A 16,170-nucleotide genomic window follows, 5' to 3' on the forward strand; every position below is an offset into this window, starting at 1 on the left:
CCTGATTGTTTTCATTGTTTGTGCGGCGACATATATATGGAACAAATATATGTATACCCCTTGGACACGTGATGCCAGAGTTCGTGCAGATGTTATTAATATCGCACCGGACGTCTCAGGCTGGCTCACAGAGCTCAATGCGCACAACACTTCACAGGTAAGCAAGGGCCAGGTCCTGTTTACCGTTGATAAGGCACGCTATCAGGTGGCCTACGATCAGGCTGTTGCACAGGAAGCTCAGGCAAAAGTTGCCTGGCAACGCGCTCAAAACATTGCCGATCGCCGTGCGCGTTTGCAAACTGCAGTGAGTAAAGAAGACATTGATAACTCTCGTCTGGATGCGGCATCTGCACTGGCCACGTATCAGGAAACCCAGGCTGAAACGCAGTCTGCGCTGATTGACTTGCAACGTACCACTTACCTATCTCCCGATGACGGAAAGATTACTAACCTGGATGTTTCTAAAGGCGATTACGTCAACAAGGGTGTGACCAAACTGGCGTTAACGGTTAAAGGAAGTTACTACCTGACCGGTTATTTCGAAGAAACCAAGCTGCCAGAAATTCATATTGGTGACAGCGTGGATATTTGGATGATGGCGGGTACTCGTCATCTTACCGGACACGTGACTTCAATCGATGCAGGTATTTCCAACACGAATATTACGGCGGGAAATCAAATGCTACCCGATGTCGAGGCAGGCTATAGCTGGATTAGATTGGCGCAACGTATCCCGGTAAATATCAAGATTGATAATATTCCAGCGGATATGAATATCTCATCCGGTATGTCTGCAAGTGTGCGGGTTGTTAATGCGGACGATAAAGCTAGAACTTCCGGGATGCATTCAATTCTGGCTGATATTGGCGCGGTTCTAGATTAAAACAAGTTTTTCCGGAGTATAAAATGGGACCAGCATCGGACTCTTTTCTGTTAACGAACAAATTTGCCGTGCGTACGGGGATAAAGTTAAGTATCTCCGTATGGGGTGGTTTGATTATCGCGCTCTTAATGAATTTTGAGCACCCTGTGTGGGTCACGATCACCGGAATTATTTCATTCTTTGGTCTTGATCACGCACAGGTTTTAAAGAAATGTATGGCTCAATGCGTAGCAACCATCCTTGGGGGGCTGATTGGCCTCATAATGATGTCTTTCACGCTGCAAAGTCCGTTACTGACTGTGATGTGTGTAGCAATACTTGTTTTTATCTTTTCAGGGATCGGTTATAACACGCGTGATATGAATTTGTCGTTCTGCTGCGCCTTCACCTGTGTAACTATTTGTATTATGGTGATGGTCCCGGTAATTTTAGGGCCGACACCTTATACGCTGATGGAGATATTTCTCGACCGTGTGGGGACTATCGTTTTCGGTATTTTCTGGGTAGCCTTTGTCAGTATTTGCTTCTGGCCAATGTATTCAGCTGATATGCTGAAAGGAAGTACAAAACAGCTTATTGATCTGCTGTCAGAGGAAATTGATCCAGAGAAAGATCATAAACAATCATTACTGAAAATCACCTCTTTGATAGCGCAAATCGACGATACTGCCAAACACAGTACATTTGAGAGCAATACCTCGCGGAATGCCGCACGAATTGCGCGAAAAATAAATGAGATGGCGTTTACAGTCTTTGGTGACAGCGTATTTTTGCTGGAAAACAATGATAAGGTCTCAGATAATCTGAAAGCTTGTTTCCAGGATTTCCTCTCTTTGCTAAAACTCAAGCATCACGCGTTACATGCCATTGATAAAGAGCATAGCGAATTAATGCAAATGGGCAACGTATTGAGAGAAAAAATAGACCATCTTGCAAATGGGTCCCTGACTCCAGTAGAGTTTGTATTTGTCGATAAACTGCACTCTTGTGTCAAAAGTTTTTGTACGATGAAAGAGTTACAAAATAAGTTATTCCACGATCGGAAGTTTTATAACTCCACAATAAAGGTTAAAAAGACTTTTGATTTTAATAATTTCTTGCGCAACGGAACACGTACTGCCACATATTTTGTTATCGCCTATTTCATGTGGTACATTACATCATGGACTTATAGCTTTTTAATATGCGTAGTTCCCATCGTGTTTAGTATTATGTTCAGCAGACTGCCTCATGCGGATATTTTAATCGCCAAGGTTGTCAAAGGAATGCTATTGTCCGTTCCTGTAGGTGTAGTGGTTTATATAATTACCGCTCAGATGCCATCAGCCATTGAGCTATATATAATTATTGCTGGCATACCACTATTTTTTGGTTTAATGGGACTTTCAAGCCTATCTTCCTTTGCTGCTTCGGCAGGTTTTAATATTGGGTATTTAGTTACAGTTCTGCCAGAAAACAATTTCGATTATACGCTGGATATATCTTTCGCGGTTGTTCGTACATTGGCAATAGCCTTGGGTGTTTTAGTATTGCAGCGTTTGTTTGTATTAATTCCAATAAATACCCTATTTAACTCATTTGGATCGGGTAAAAAATTGTTCAATAGTGAAATGAATGATGCCCTGGAGATTGACAAAGGGAATCGTTTCAAGACCATCGAGAGAATCAATGCCAGAATAATTGATAAGCTGGCAACCTCCTCGATGCAAGAGGTTGATCAAACACGCAAAGAAGTTGTTTTAGAAGGTAACCGAGCTTTAGAAGTTAATAGGACGATTCGAGCCTTAAGTCGACAAGCTGCACTCATGGAGCTTCCGAATTCATTATTTAAGAATATTTCAGAGTGGAAGAAAGATGTTCTTGCTCAAAAAGACTTTAATGCCGAAGACACGACACAGTTGCATGCAATTGTTAAAGAAAATGCCCAGTCTTCAGAGTTAACGTTAATGGCTGATAAAATTCTTTTTATTGAAAATGTTATTCCCGAGTACGACCGTATGATCCGACATAGTTTAAAACAATAATATTCACTCTCAATGACTGTTACACTTGGGACGTATTGTTTTACGTCCCTTTTTTTTAATCTAAAATGCCGTTTTGTAAAACGCATTAAGTGAACATTATGTCTGGTGAAGATCATGTCTGGTGAAAACAGAGAGAGTGGAATTAAGGTCTTGCACAAGGCTGTTGACGTATTACGACAGTTAAGCAATACCCCTTCAGGTATGTCGCTCAGCGAGCTGTCGCAAAGTGTCAATTTCCCTCGCTCTACTGTACAACGCATCGTGGCCACGCTCGAGTCTGAGTTACTTGTCGAACAGACGGGTAAAGGCGGTGGCTACCGAATGGGTCCTGGCTTGGGCCTTCTGCTGCAAAATACTCAATCCGATCTTGTTGCCAGCACGCGTCCCTTTTTGCGTAATTTATCCTCCGAAGTCAGGGAGTCCGTTTCACTGGCCACACTATATGGCGATAAATTGCATGTTGCCGATTGTATTATCTATGAGCGGGATCTGCGAGTTTCATTTCCCGTTGGTCTTGAAGCCCCCTGCTACGCAACAGCGGCTGGGCAAGTACTAATGTCAACACTGCCAGATGAGTTAATCGAGAAATACATACCGGAGAATATAATTGTTGCTCGCGGTTCAAAGGTCACCCGTGATTCTCTTATCCAACAAATAAAAAAAATTAGAGAGACCGGTATTGGCATTGACGAACAAGATCACATTGAAGGAGTGTGTACTTTTTCAGCAGCACTTAAGACTAATTTTGGAAAATTCTCCATTACCATACTCTCACCGGCCATCAGGGCTAAGTATGATCAAGACTTTTACATTGAGAAATTAACCGCCGCCAAAATTGATATTGAAGATCGGCTTAATTTCTTCTCTTAAGATTTTGAGTAAGTATTGATAATTCTGTCGGCGTCTACACTCGGCCTCTGCCTGTTGTAGGCTGTCAACGCGGGACAGCAGCCATCATTGCAAGACTCAATGCGGTTTAACCGCGTTCCTAATGGAAATCCTTGATTGCAAAGGGTTGTAACAGCAATGTCAGGCCAAAAAAAGCCCCGCTCACTTACCGTGGCGGGGCTTTTTAGACAAATTTCTAATCGATGATTAACGATTAATCATCTGGTCACGTTCTGGACCGACAGAAACCATGCTGACGCGAACGCCCATCAGTTCTTCGATACGCTCAACGTAACGCTGTGCGGCAACCGGCAGGCTCTCGAAAGTACGGCAACCGGTGATATCTTCCTGCCACGATTCCATCTTCTCGTAAACCGGTGCCAGAGCAGCAGTCTGCGGCCAGATTGGGTTCTCAGTGTGCTCACCGGCGTAGGCGACACAGATTTTCAGGTCAGCCAGGCCAGACAGACAGTCAATTTTAGTCAGGGCGATTTCAGTCGCAGCCTGCAATTCAACGCCGTTGCGAGTTGCAACCGCATCGAAGTAACCCATGTCACGCGGACGACCGGTGGTAGCACCGAACTCGTTGGCGTTTTCACGGAAGTTGTCCTGCTCTTCCATTGCGGTTACCAGCGTGCCGGTACCTACAGAAGAACTAAACGCTTTGGCTACAGCAATCACGCGCTCGGGGCGCAAAGCTGGCAAACCACTGCCGATACCGGCGTAAGCGGCGGTCACGTTGGACGAGGTAGTCCAAGGATATTCACCGTAAACCAGGTCACGACCTGCGCCAAGCTGCGCTTCGAACAGCAGGTTAGCATCTTGTTTCTGCAACGCTTTCAGTGGCTCGGTCACGTTACAGATGAATTCGCGCCAAGGTGCCGTTACGTCCAGCAGCCATGCAGTCATTTCAGCAGCGGTCTGGTTGAAGTCAAAGCTTGGGTAAAGCGCTTTCAGCTGTGGCAGTTTCCAGTCAAGCATGAACTGGATACGTTCCTGCAATACTTCAGGCTGGTTCAACCAACCAATCAGGATGCCTTTTTTCATAACGCGGTCGCCGTAGGCCGGCGCGATACCTTGACGGGTAGAGCCGTAAGCTGCATCGCCAAGGCGTTGTTCTTCAAGAGTATCTTCCAATGCGTGCAGCGGCAGGCACAGAGTTGCACGGTCAGAGATGCACAGTTTGACATCAACGCCAGCGGCTTTAACTTCTGCGATTTCCTGAGTCAACGCGGCAGGGCTAATAACCATGCCAGGGCCGAGAACGGCTACACAGCCTTTGTTGAAAATGCCGCTCGGCAATTGGTGTAGTTTAAAGGTACCGAAGTCGTTAACAACGGTGTGACCCGCGTTGTTACCGCCCTGAAAACGGACGCTTGCTGCGGCATCTGCTGCCAGTAAATCTACGATGCGGCCTTTGCCTTCATCGCCCCAGTTTGCACCTACAACCACAATCGACGGCATATTCAACTCTCCTCATTGGTTAAGGAGCTATGCTACGGCGGTAGTTTAAATATGAGAAATTAATTATAATTATCATCTCAATAAGGATTCCATATAGATTCGTCATTACGAGTGTTCAATTTCAAACTTTGAAAATGACGAATAAATTCGAGAGAAACTCTAATAGATGCTAGATATCAACTGGTTAAAAACCTTCGTCACGCTGGCAGAACTGCAACATTTTGGCAAAGCCGCGGCAGCGCTGCATATGACGCAGCCAAACGTTAGCCTGCAGATCAAGCAGCTCGAGCAAACTACGCGAGTAAAACTGATTGAACGTAACCCATTTCGGCTGACACAGGCCGGTTTTCGCCTGCTGGAAACCAGTCAACGCACCTTAATGGAGTTGCAGGTTTGCCAGGCCGATTTAAACGCCATTAATGACCAGAGCCGAGGCACCCTGACCATCGCCGCCAGCGATATAATTTCGCGTCTGCTGCTTATCAAGCCTTTCCAGCTGTTTAAGAAAGAGTTTCCCGGCATCGATTTCACCCTGGTTAATACCACTTCATCGCAGGCGTCCGAACTGGTAAAAAATGCCAAGGCCGACCTGGGTTTTGTGATCGAACAAAAGGAGAGCCAACCGCTGTACTTCACAGAGTTACAGCAGATCAAATGGTGTGCACTGGGCAATAATTTACAGGCCTGGCAGCAGCAATCCGAGGAAACTGTCCATGCCGATCAACCCACGCTGATCCTGCTTGGCCACGATACCCGCACCCGTGATTTGCTGGATCAGGCGTTGCCGCTGTTAAATTTACCTCGTTATAGAGTGATGGAAGTCGGCAGCGTGGACGCGCAAATCGACTGGGCGGAGGCCGGTTTTGGCGTCGCCATCGTCCCCGAATTTTCCCTGCGTACCAAGAAACACCTCACCACCAAGATTACCCCGTTACCCGAATTCCCCGCCACGCGGCTGGGTTATATCTTGCGTCAGAACCAAATCCTGTCAAAAGCAGTCAAGCAGCTTATGCAGTGGGTGAATGAGGAAATCGTCAACTCTCAGCAATAAGTGACAATGTCACTAAAATGTTGCTTTATTTAGCACAAATTGAACCCTCACAGGCGAAAAACTTACTTGCAAGTAAGTTTACTACTAAGTAAGATTTTCCAAAGAATGAGCGGGCGATCACACTTTTGATCGCAGCTCAATAAACAGCTAATTATTATTTGAGGGTAAAATTATGTCGTCCAAATGGCCACTTCTGGCATTGGCACTGAGTGCATTCGGGATCGGTACCACCGAATTCGCACCAATGGGCCTGTTGCCAACAATTGCACAGGGTGTTGGAGTGTCGATTCCTACCGCTGGGTTGTTAATCAGCGCCTATGCGATCGGCGTAATGGTCGGTGCACCATTGATGACTCTTTTACTGGGTCGTTTTCGCCGCAAAAGTGGCCTGCTAATGCTGATGGTTATTTTCATCGTCGGCAACCTGTTGTCTGCTATTGCCCCTAACTACACCATGTTGCTGCTTTCTCGTCTGGTTACTAGCATGGCGCATGGCGCGTTCTTCGGATTTGGCGCGCTGGTGGCAATGAGCCTGGTTCCTGCCCACAAGCGCGGCAGTGCCGTCTCGCTAATGTTTATGGGCTTGACCGTTGCCAACATCGGCGGCGTCCCTGTGGCGACCTGGATTGGTCAGACGATCGGCTGGCGTACTACTTTTGCTGCCACGGCAATGCTGGGTGTCGCCGCGTTTATTGCCCTTTCCCGCACCCTGCCTAAAGGTGATGTCGGCAAAATGCCTGAAGTGAAGAAAGAGCTGTCGGTGCTGGTGCGTCCGGTGGTGCTGCGTTCGCTGTCCACTACAGTGCTGGGTGCCGGTGCGATGTTTACTCTTTATACCTATATCACGCCGATCCTTGAGCAGCTGACACACGCTTCAGGTGAGTTCGTCACCGCCATGCTGATGCTGATTGGCGTAGGTTTCACACTGGGTAACTTTATCAGCGGCAAACTGGTTGACCGCTCGGTCGATGGCACTTTAGTATTGTTTTTCAGCTTATTGGCCGTGTCGATGTTCGTGTTGCCTTTCTCTGCGACAAGTCACATCGGTGCCGCAATCTCTTTGGTACTGTGGGGCATGATGTCGTTCGGGCTGATTTCTCCATTGCAGATGCGCGTCATGGATGCAGCACACGAAGCTCCCGGTATGGCTTCTTCGGTTAACATCGGGGCATTCAACCTCGGTAACGCATTGGGTGCAGCGCTGGGCGGCGCAGTGATAAGCTCTGGCCTGAACTTTGCCTGGATCCCTCCTGCAGGTGCCGTGCTGGCTCTGCTGGGACTGGTTCTGGTGGTTGCCAGCCGCAGTGCCAACCGCGAACTTGCTGCTGAAAGCGCCTAGTTCCCGAGAAAGCTTTTTTTAATAAATAGTCATAAAGGATTTGTGAAAGTCGTTATGCGTAACAAAACGTCTTCCCTTTCTCACGCAGCGGTGCCCGATAACGGCGCCGCGCTAAGCAAAGGTGAACGCACCCACGCCAATCTTCGTCGCCACGCGGCGGCGGAATTTGCCCGTCTGGGTTATCACAACACTAAAGTCAGCGATATCGTCAAGGCGACTGGCGTGTCACAGCCCACCTTTTACTGCTATTTCGAAAGCAAAGAGATGGCTTACGATGATTTGATGATTGAATTTCGCTCGCGTCTCGAAGCGTTAACGCTGACCTTTTTAATTGAAGGTGACGCCCATGCCGAGCAGGTTTTTAACCGCGTTGCGCTGAGTTTCCAGATGCTGCTTGATTTTCTTGCCGAAGATCCTGACCTTACTCAGATTGGCTTCTTCCAGCCGCCGGGCTGCACCGAAACCAAAGCCGGGCTGGCACAGTGGATAAGTCAGAACATCGCCAAAGAACAACGCAACGGACTGTATCGACAGGACATCAGCGCGGTACAGATGGGGCAATGTTTTGTCGGCATGCTGGATCAAATGGCGCGCTTGCCGGGCGATGCGCACACGCGTAAAGAACTCAGTATCGGCTGTGCCAGACTGCTGTGTGAGGACATTCGCACCGGCTGCCAAAAATCCTGATTTTCCCGCCGCTACGGCCGCCAGACGCTGCTGTGAGTGCGGGGAAGTTGTTCGAAAAAATCCGCGTAACTCGCCCCCTGCACTTCGCTCAACACCTCTTCCAGCGCCTCAAGCGGGCGTTCAGACCAGTCAACGCGCACATCAATGTCGGCATAATCTCGGTCATTCCACACTTTGAGTGCCGCAGATCTCAACCCTCGCCGATCCCCGCCCTGCTTCGCCCCGGCCTGCATCGCTGCCAGCATACGTTGGGGAAAAGGCAATGCCTGATACAGCACAAAGCTCTCTATCAAGCTGTCCAGTGTTTCCGGCTCGCCAAGAAAATTACCAGCCACAGCCAGATTGTCGTGAATGCGGCTGCCGACCCATTCCTGACAGTGAATGCCGTTACAATGGGCTGTATTTCCTGATTTATCCACTATAATCAATTGCCTCCGTTGACGTTCCGGGTCATCGGCCAGCAGTTTGTCAAGCGTTTGCCGAGCATTAAATCCGCGTTTCAGCAGTGCCAACCCCTGAATGCCGTAAAGCGGGTTGGTCATAGCCTGAGTAGCAATGGCCCCGGTGTGGCTGTGACCGTGAATCACCAAGGCCCCAACGGCAGGGCCTGCGGTCGCGGTGATTGCCCCGAACATACCGGTTTTGGGGTCGCGAGCGACGAGTGAAAAAGTCATCATGGCGCTCCTGTTTTAAAACTGTGATGACAGTGGATTCAAATTGAAAGCTAATTTATACGCATAAATTATTGCAATCAGATCAATTTATACTCATAAATATAAAAGAACAACTTTTGACCACCGCCTATATCATTGGAGAGGTTGATATGAAAACTGCGCTACAAAAAGGATTTTTCCTGCTGTGGATAGGTGCCTGTAGTCTCACGGCGCCGTCCCTGACTTTTGCTGCTTCCCCGGCCAACGTGCTGCTAATTGGACAAGTTGCCGAACCTCAATCGCTGGACCCGCAGGTGGCAACGGCGGCCAATGACTCGCGCATTTTGGTCAACATTTATGACGGGCTCGTACGCAACGGGCCCGGCAAGCTGGACATTGAGCCTTCACTGGCCGAACGCTGGGAAATCAGTCCAGATGGGCTGACTTATACCTTCCACCTGCGCCCAAACGTTAAATTCCAGGACGGCAGCGCGGTAGATGCCAACGCGGTAAAATTCACCTTTGAGCGCATGCTCGACAAGCAAAATCCTTATTATTCAACCGGTCCATTTCCGTTGTCGTTCTTCTTTTCTTCTATCGACCATATAACGACACCCGACGCCGCAACAATTGTCTTTAGTCTTAAAGAGCCGTTTGCCCCTTTCCTGTCTAACCTTGCAACGCCAACCGGACTCATCGTTTCTCCCGAGGCGGTCAAGAAATACGGCAAAGATTTTGGCCATCATCCGGTGGGCAGCGGCGCATTCAGCTTTGTTGAATGGCAGTCAAACCAGCGCGTGGTGTTAAACGCCAACGCCCACTACTGGGAAGGCAAGCCCGAGCTGCAAACGCTGGTTTTCCGACCGATTACCGATGGCAATACCCGAGTGGCAGAAATGCTGTCTGGCGGTATTGATACCATGGTCGAAGTTCCGCCAGACAGCGTAAAACTGTTTGCCAATAATCCTAAATTCCAGCTGCATCAGGCCACCGGCCCGCACGTCTGGTACGTGATGCTCAATACTCAGGTTCCCCCATTCAACGACGTGCGCGTTCGTCAGGCGGTGAATTACGCGATTAACAAACAGTCGATGGTCACAAATATCCTGCAAGGCTCGGCGGCGGTGGCGGATGGCCCGATCCCTTCTGCCTTTGGCTGGGCGCATGACGATGCGGTGAAACCTTACCCTTATGACCCGCAAAAGGCGCGGGAATTGCTTAAAGCTGCCGGAGCCGAGGGAGCCAAACTGACGTTTTACGTAACGGAAGGAGGATCCGGCATGCTGGATCCCATCCCGATGGCCACCGCGATTCAGGCAGATCTCAAGGCGGTCGGGCTGAACGTCGCGATTCAGACTTATGAATGGAATACCTATCTGTCAAAAGTGAACGCGGGTCTGAACAAACAGACCGATATGGCGGAAATGGCGTGGATGACCAACGACCCGGATACCCTGCCGTTCCTGACTTTACGAACTCAGGCGTGGCCAGATAAAGGTGGCTTCAACTCAGGTTATTACAGCAATCCCAAAGTTGATGCTCTGCTCGACAAGGCCAGAGAAAGCACCTCGCAGGATGAGCGCGGCAAACTCTACAAACAGGTTCAGGCGCTGGTGCATCAGGATGCGCCGTGGATTTTCGTTGCCAACTGGAAACAGGACGCCGTGACCTCTTCCCGAGTGAAAAACTTCTCGCTACAGCCAAACTTTACCCTGCTGCTTAATCACGTCAGCAAACAGTAAGCGGGCGCGGTATTTGCCGCGCCAATAACGGAGAGACTTTATGTGGAGCTACGTTATCAAACGCCTGTTGGCCACGGTGCCGATATTTATCGGCCTGTCGCTGATTGTGTTTTTCATTATGTCGATGATCCCGGGTGATCCGGCCCAGGCGCTGCTGGGAGCCTGGGCGACGCCAGAAAACGTCGCGCGCATCAATCAGGAATTAGGGCTTGACAAACCGCTGTGGCAGCAATACCTGATTTGGGTCAACAACATGCTGCACGGCGATTTTGGGCGCTCCTACGTGATGAACCGCCCGGTAATCGATGAAGTGATGCAGCGGTTTTCCGCTACGCTGATCCTCGGCGGCAGCGCGCTGTTGTTAAGCACCGCGCTCGGCATATTGGCCGGCATTTTCTCGGCGGTCAGGCAATTTGGCTGGGGCGATCGATTAATTACCCTGCTGGTACTGGTCGGCATTTCGTTGCCTTCATTCTGGATTGGCCTGTTGATGATCATGCTGTTTGCCGTGCAGCTTCAGTGGTTTCCGGCATCTGGCATGGTTGAAGCCTGGGGTGGAGGCGGTTGGACCGACATCTTGCACCATTTGGTGATGCCCGCGATTACCCTGTCGATTGTTGCCACCGGCGTCATTGCCCGCCTGACCCGCACCGCCATGCTTGAGGTGCTGCGTCAGGACTTTATCCGCACCGCGCGAGCCAAGGGGCTGAGCGAGCGCAAAGTCATTTATCGTCACGCCTTTCGCATGGCGCTGGTGTCGGTTATCCCAGTGGTGGGTATTCAGGCCGGTTTCGTGCTCGGCGGCGCGGTATATATCGAGACCGTTTTTCAGTGGCCGGGGCTGGGCGCAATGCTGGTCAAAGCGGTTTCGACCCGCGATATTATGCTGGTTCAGGGCGGCGTGCTGGTTGCCGCCGCGGCTTATGTGCTGATCAATCTTTTCACCGACGTCATGCAGGCGTTGCTCGATCCGAGGCTGAAATCATGACCGACACGCGCAATGCTTCCCCCGCTCGCCATCGCCCCTCGACAGTCGCGCTGCTGTTAAACAATCGTCTGGCGGCAGGCGGTCTGCTGGTACTGCTGATGATTATTGTCGCCGCGCTGCTTGCCCCGTGGCTGCCGCTGGCCAATCCGGACGCGACCGATTTGCTGCAACGCCTGCAGCCGCCGCTCACTGCGGGCCACTGGCTCGGCACTGACGCTCTGGGGCGCGATTTGTTATCGCGCCTGCTGTGGGGCACTCGTGTTTCATTGGTGGTCGGTATCAGCGCCACCGTGCTCGCCGCGCTGCTGGGAACGCTGATTGGCTTAATCGCGGGCTATGCGGGCGGCCGCACCGACAGTCTGCTGATGCGCTTTATCGATATGTTGATGGCCTTTCCTTATATTTTGCTGGCGCTGGCGATTGTCGCCGTGCTTGGCCCCGGCCTGCTTAACGCGCTCTACGCCATCGCTATCGTCAATATTCCGTTTTTTGCCCGCAACATTCGTGGATTAACTCTCGGTTTACGCCAGCGTGATTTTATTCAGGCAGCGCGGCTTTCCGGCAAAAATCACTGGCAGGTGCTGTTTACCGAATTACTGCCCAACGTGTTGCCGATTATTGTGGTCACCATGTCAACCACCCTCGGCTGGATGATCCTCGAAACCGCGGGTTTGTCGTTTTTAGGCCTTGGCACTCAACCGCCGAATGCCGATTTAGGTTCGATGCTGGGTCAGGGCCGCGAGCAGATGTTCAGCGCGCCGCACGTTACGCTGGTGCCGGGGGTGATGATTTTTCTGCTGGTGATTAGCGTCAACTTGCTGGGCGATGGCGTGCGGGATCTGCTGGATCCGCGCTTAAAATCGGGCGTTTTGCAGCGCGCGAAAGCCATCACCGAGGTTGAGCGCCCGTCGATCCCCGCACCACGCTTTCCTGAAGCTTTATTGGAAATCGTCGATTTAAAGGTCAATTTTGGTCGTGGCCCTCACGCCTCGGCCGCGGTCAAAGGCATCAGTTTTCAGGTCGCAAAAGGCGAATGTCTTGGATTGATCGGTGAAAGCGGATCGGGCAAAAGTGTGACCGCGCTGTCAATCATGGGGCTGGTCGCCTCGCCGCCCGCAGTGATTGTCGGCGGTGCGGCTTACGTTTGCGGCGAAGAAATGCTGTCTCTGCCATCACAAAAATTGCAACAACGGCGCGGCGCTCGCGTGGCCTATATTTTTCAAGACCCGCTAACCACGCTGCACCCGCAGTTCAGCATTGGTTATCAGCTCAGCGAAGCCATTATTGCCCATCAACCACTGAATAAGCAGCAGGCCAAAGTACAGGCGATTGCTCTGCTCGATAGCGTGGGGATTAACGAAGCCGAACAGCGCTATGCGGCTTATCCACATCAGCTTTCGGGGGGACAGCGTCAGCGTGTCGGTATAGCTATGGCGCTGGCCAACGATCCGCAAATTATTATTGCCGATGAACCCACTACCGCGCTGGATGTCACGGTGCAGGCGCGAGTCCTTGAACTGTTACAGCAACTGCGGCGCGAACGCGGACTCACGCTGCTGTTTATTACTCACGATTTTGGCGTAGTCAGCCAGATTTGCGATCGGGTGGCGGTGATGCAGCATGGAGAAATCGTTGAAACCGGCGAAACGAGTCGCGTATTGAACCATCCTCAGCATCCCTACACCCAGCGGCTGATCGCCTGCGTGCCACATTTGGGTCAGGGCCGTGAGTTTCTTGGGCGTGTAAAATCGCTGTATTCTTCCCGGCAGGAGCAAGCATGAATCAGGTAATTGAAACCAGCAATCTGGTTAAAACCTTTGGTCGCGACAAGCGCTGGTTTTCTCGCGCCGAGCATCAGGTTCAGGCGGTGAAAAACGTCTCATTTAGCCTGCAACAGGGTGAAACGCTGGCGATCGTCGGTGAAAGCGGCTCGGGGAAAAGTACGCTGGCGAGGATGCTGGTCGGGCTCGAACATCCCACCTCCGGCTCGCTTAAATTGATGGGTCAGGATGCGGCACAGTGGCGCAAACGAGGGGCCAGAGCCTTTGGCAAAACCATCCAGTATGTGTTTCAGGACCCGGTTGCCTCACTCAATCCGCGCAAGACTATTGCCGAAACGCTGGCGGTGCCATTGGCACAGCTTTGCGGCTATTCCAGCCTCCAGCAGCGCGAGAAAATGCAGCAGTTAATGCAGGCCGTGAACATGCCACAGGATGCACTGGCCTGCTACCCCCACGAGTTTTCGGGAGGACAGGCTCAGAGGCTGGCGATTGCCCGATCGCTGGCTGCCGAAGCGAAAATTCTGGTGCTCGACGAACCAGTCAGCGCGTTAGATGTCTCAGTACAGGCACAAGTTTTATTACTTTTGGATCAACTAAAACAACAATTTGGCCTATCCTACATATTCATTAGTCACGACCTGGCTGTGGTGGAGTCAGTCGCAGACCGCGTGGCCGTGATGTATTTAGGAGAATGGGTCGAGTGTGCAGATAGCCAGACGCTTTTTGCCCAGGCATCCCATCCTTACACTCAAAGCCTGCTGGCCAGTGCGCCAAGACTGGTTGCCGCAACGGAATAATCTTTACCGACAATCCCTTGTTAATGGAAAGGAACCTATGACCAACGAATCAATGTCGAAAGAAAGTGCCTCTGTCGCCGACCCCGCGCGACGAAAGCGCACCGATGAAATTGTCGATGAGATTAAAAAAACCATCATTAACGATAATCTGGTGCCCGGCGACCGACTGCCGCAGGAGAAAGACCTCACCACCCGTTTTGCAGCTGGCAAAGGCACTGTGCGAGAAGCGCTGAAATCCCTGGAGGTCCAAGGCCTCATTCGCACTCGTACCGGACCGGGCGGCGGCGCGTTTATCGAATCGATGAGCGAAACCCGCGCGATGAGCCTGCTATCGAACTATCTGTTTACCCGACAAATTTCCATCAGCGATATCTATGCCCTGCGTAAAGCCCTGGAGCCGGTGGTCGCAGTCAGCGCCATCGAAAACATCGACAAGGCAGGCTTTGACAAATTACACGAGCTGATCGGCATTTATGACCACGAACCGGCAGATGACCAGGAGCGCTGGGACCAGCGTATGGCCGAACTGGATTTTCATGGTGTGGTAGCCAGCTATTCCGATAACGTGCTGTTGGCGTTCATCTGCCATTTCTTGCAACGTCTGCTGAAAGACCTGGCAGTATGCAAAGATATTTACAAACGCCCAGAACCGGTACAACGCAGTGAAGGCATTGAGTTTCAATATCGATTGATTGATGCAATGCGCCGTAAGGATGCGCAGAAGGTCGAGCAGATTATGACTGAACATATGTGCCATGCGGAGAGGGCGATGGTGGCGTTGCAAGCCACCATCGACGATCGTTTTCTGGAAGAGTAACAACTACTTAAATAAATCGTCCAGCCGGTCATCGTCGATGCCGGCAGGTTCGAGGTGTGCGGTGACGTCGGCGGCGGTGAAAAGCTGCATAACAGCGGCCTCGGCTGCGTCGCCGATATCGTGGCCAACGTCTACCGACAGCATGCCATCTACCTCTAAATGAAATTCGACAAACACCCGATCGCCACCGTTGCGGGTGCGAATATCATGCACGCCCTTCACGCCTTCAACGCCCATGACTGCGGCTCTGACGCGTTTGCGGTCTTCAACATCCAGCTCACGGTCCAGCAGTTGCTTTAACGCATCCGCCGCCATGCCCTTGGCGTTCCAAATCATGTAGAAAGAGATAAGCAGCGCGCCGGTGGAGTCGGAACGCGTCCAGCCAAAATAGTGTTCAAGCACCAGCGCCAGCAACACTGCAACATTCACCGCCACATCAGTCACGTAATGCGCGCGGTCGGCGGCAATTGCAGTCGAAGCCGTGCGTTTGACCACGTAAGTTTGCATCATCACCAAACCCACGGCGGCCAGTGAACTGCCAATAATCACCCAGATACCCAGCCCCAGCTGTGCCAAAGGCTGCGGATCCAGCAAACGCCCTACCGATTCAATGCCCAGCACCAGGCCCGCAGCTCCCAGCAACAGTGCCTGGACAAAGGCTGCTACCGCTTCTGCCTTGCCGTGCCCGTAACGATGACCTTTATCAGCAGGACGACCGGCGTAGCGCACGCCTATCAGCGTCACCAGAGAAGCAAGCACGTCGACCAGGCCATCGGCTGCAGAGGTCAGCAATGCAATGGAACCGGTTGCAACCCAAGCCCAGACTTTGACTCCGACCAAAACCAAAGCCACGATCAGTGACACCATCGAAGCAATTCGAGTCAGACCTTTTAAACTTCGGTCATTGCCCGCAGAAGAAGTCTCTAAATTTGTCACACGGCTATCCTAAAAATTGAATAATTTTAAATAAGAAATGAGTTCGCAATGCTGAAAGGAAGTGGAAATTAAACCCTAATAAAGGTAATTGAATTATGTGAAGGTTTTCGCAGCAGAGGG

Annotated in this window: 14 protein-coding genes; 11 read left to right on the top strand and 3 right to left on the bottom strand. The window is 51.0% G+C overall.

All coding sequences use genetic code 11. The features are described from left to right. The first annotated feature begins 49 nt into the window (after positions 1–49). The 3 genes from SPM24T3_RS02490 (at position 50) to SPM24T3_RS02500 (ending at position 3,777) form a co-directional block, all read left to right on the top strand. The gene (locus tag SPM24T3_RS02490; RefSeq protein WP_009635114.1) at positions 50–883 is read left to right on the top strand and encodes an efflux RND transporter periplasmic adaptor subunit; all 834 of its coding nucleotides are present in this window, start codon (positions 50–52) and stop codon (positions 881–883) included. A 23-nt stretch (positions 884–906) separates the two neighbouring features. Beyond that, complete coding sequence (locus tag SPM24T3_RS02495; protein ID WP_009635115.1) at positions 907–2,907, top strand: FUSC family protein; 2,001 nt, start codon at positions 907–909, stop codon at positions 2,905–2,907. A 114-nt stretch (positions 2,908–3,021) separates the two neighbouring features. Further along, on the top strand, positions 3,022–3,777 hold the full coding sequence (locus tag SPM24T3_RS02500; RefSeq protein ID WP_009635116.1) for an IclR family transcriptional regulator: 756 nt from the start codon (positions 3,022–3,024) through the stop codon (positions 3,775–3,777). A 225-nt stretch (positions 3,778–4,002) separates the two neighbouring features. On the opposite strand, the gene SPM24T3_RS02505 is transcribed toward SPM24T3_RS02500, so the two are convergent. After that, on the bottom strand, positions 4,003–5,259 hold the full coding sequence (locus tag SPM24T3_RS02505; protein ID WP_009635117.1) for an adenylosuccinate synthase: 1,257 nt from the start codon (positions 5,257–5,259) through the stop codon (positions 4,003–4,005). A 166-nt stretch (positions 5,260–5,425) separates the two neighbouring features. On the opposite strand from SPM24T3_RS02505, the gene SPM24T3_RS02510 reads away from it, so the two are divergent. From SPM24T3_RS02510 to SPM24T3_RS02520, 3 genes are all read left to right on the top strand, one after another. After that, positions 5,426–6,310 carry a LysR family transcriptional regulator gene (locus SPM24T3_RS02510; protein WP_009635118.1) on the top strand — a complete coding sequence of 295 codons (885 nt, stop codon included), beginning with the start codon at positions 5,426–5,428 and terminating at the stop codon, positions 6,308–6,310. Between the two features lie 172 nt (positions 6,311–6,482). Then, positions 6,483–7,649, top strand: coding sequence for an MFS transporter (locus tag SPM24T3_RS02515; protein WP_009635119.1), 1,167 nt, complete (start codon positions 6,483–6,485; stop codon positions 7,647–7,649). Between the two features lie 54 nt (positions 7,650–7,703). Further along, positions 7,704–8,336 (top strand): TetR/AcrR family transcriptional regulator, encoded by a 633-nt coding sequence (locus SPM24T3_RS02520; RefSeq protein ID WP_009635120.1) that lies wholly within the window; start codon positions 7,704–7,706, stop codon positions 8,334–8,336. Between the two features lie 11 nt (positions 8,337–8,347). On the opposite strand, the gene SPM24T3_RS02525 is transcribed toward SPM24T3_RS02520, so the two are convergent. After that, entirely contained in the window at positions 8,348–9,013 is a 666-nt protein-coding gene (locus SPM24T3_RS02525) for a DUF1028 domain-containing protein (protein WP_369699977.1), read from the bottom strand. Positions 9,014–9,159: 146 nt separating this feature from the next. On the opposite strand from SPM24T3_RS02525, the gene SPM24T3_RS02530 reads away from it, so the two are divergent. Genes SPM24T3_RS02530 through SPM24T3_RS02550 form a run of 5 tightly spaced genes read left to right on the top strand, consistent with a single transcriptional unit; the run spans position 9,160 to position 15,114 of the window. Next, entirely contained in the window at positions 9,160–10,731 is a 1,572-nt protein-coding gene (locus SPM24T3_RS02530; RefSeq protein ID WP_037377358.1) for an ABC transporter substrate-binding protein, read from the top strand. A 40-nt stretch (positions 10,732–10,771) separates the two neighbouring features. Beyond that, complete coding sequence (locus tag SPM24T3_RS02535; RefSeq protein WP_009635123.1) at positions 10,772–11,719, top strand: ABC transporter permease; 948 nt, start codon at positions 10,772–10,774, stop codon at positions 11,717–11,719. After that, positions 11,716–13,500, top strand: coding sequence for a dipeptide/oligopeptide/nickel ABC transporter permease/ATP-binding protein (locus tag SPM24T3_RS02540; RefSeq protein ID WP_009635124.1), 1,785 nt, complete (start codon positions 11,716–11,718; stop codon positions 13,498–13,500). The genes SPM24T3_RS02535 and SPM24T3_RS02540 overlap by 4 nt, the downstream gene beginning before the upstream one ends. Beyond that, on the top strand, positions 13,497–14,297 hold the full coding sequence (locus tag SPM24T3_RS02545; RefSeq protein ID WP_009635125.1) for an ATP-binding cassette domain-containing protein: 801 nt from the start codon (positions 13,497–13,499) through the stop codon (positions 14,295–14,297). Before SPM24T3_RS02540 ends, SPM24T3_RS02545 begins: the two co-directional genes overlap by 4 nt. A gap of 37 nt (positions 14,298–14,334) precedes the next feature. After that, positions 14,335–15,114, top strand: coding sequence for a FadR/GntR family transcriptional regulator (locus SPM24T3_RS02550; RefSeq protein WP_009635126.1), 780 nt, complete (start codon positions 14,335–14,337; stop codon positions 15,112–15,114). A gap of 3 nt (positions 15,115–15,117) precedes the next feature. Here the strand turns inward: SPM24T3_RS02550 and SPM24T3_RS02555 are convergent, their stop codons facing one another. Next, positions 15,118–16,050 (bottom strand): cation diffusion facilitator family transporter, encoded by a 933-nt coding sequence (locus SPM24T3_RS02555; RefSeq protein WP_009635127.1) that lies wholly within the window; start codon positions 16,048–16,050, stop codon positions 15,118–15,120. Positions 16,051–16,170 lie beyond the last annotated feature (120 nt).

Source organism: Serratia sp. M24T3, from assembly GCF_000257645.1.
GTDB lineage: Bacteria > Pseudomonadota > Gammaproteobacteria > Enterobacterales > Enterobacteriaceae > Rouxiella.

Excerpts from the sequence above, each read along its gene's own strand:
- SPM24T3_RS02490 (WP_009635114.1), top strand. The coding sequence starts at position 50 with ATGTATACCCCTTGGACACGTGATGCCAGAGTTCGTGCAGATGTTATT.
- SPM24T3_RS02495 (WP_009635115.1), top strand. The coding sequence starts at position 907 with ATGGGACCAGCATCGGACTCTTTTCTGTTAACGAACAAATTTGCCGTG.
- SPM24T3_RS02500 (WP_009635116.1), top strand. The coding sequence starts at position 3,022 with ATGTCTGGTGAAAACAGAGAGAGTGGAATTAAGGTCTTGCACAAGGCT.
- SPM24T3_RS02505 (WP_009635117.1), bottom strand. The coding sequence starts at position 5,259 with ATGCCGTCGATTGTGGTTGTAGGTGCAAACTGGGGCGATGAAGGCAAA.
- SPM24T3_RS02510 (WP_009635118.1), top strand. The coding sequence starts at position 5,426 with ATGCTAGATATCAACTGGTTAAAAACCTTCGTCACGCTGGCAGAACTG.
- SPM24T3_RS02515 (WP_009635119.1), top strand. The coding sequence starts at position 6,483 with ATGTCGTCCAAATGGCCACTTCTGGCATTGGCACTGAGTGCATTCGGG.
- SPM24T3_RS02520 (WP_009635120.1), top strand. The coding sequence starts at position 7,704 with ATGCGTAACAAAACGTCTTCCCTTTCTCACGCAGCGGTGCCCGATAAC.
- SPM24T3_RS02525 (WP_369699977.1), bottom strand. The coding sequence starts at position 9,013 with ATGATGACTTTTTCACTCGTCGCTCGCGACCCCAAAACCGGTATGTTC.
- SPM24T3_RS02530 (WP_037377358.1), top strand. The coding sequence starts at position 9,160 with ATGAAAACTGCGCTACAAAAAGGATTTTTCCTGCTGTGGATAGGTGCC.
- SPM24T3_RS02535 (WP_009635123.1), top strand. The coding sequence starts at position 10,772 with ATGTGGAGCTACGTTATCAAACGCCTGTTGGCCACGGTGCCGATATTT.
- SPM24T3_RS02540 (WP_009635124.1), top strand. The coding sequence starts at position 11,716 with ATGACCGACACGCGCAATGCTTCCCCCGCTCGCCATCGCCCCTCGACA.
- SPM24T3_RS02545 (WP_009635125.1), top strand. The coding sequence starts at position 13,497 with ATGAATCAGGTAATTGAAACCAGCAATCTGGTTAAAACCTTTGGTCGC.
- SPM24T3_RS02550 (WP_009635126.1), top strand. The coding sequence starts at position 14,335 with ATGACCAACGAATCAATGTCGAAAGAAAGTGCCTCTGTCGCCGACCCC.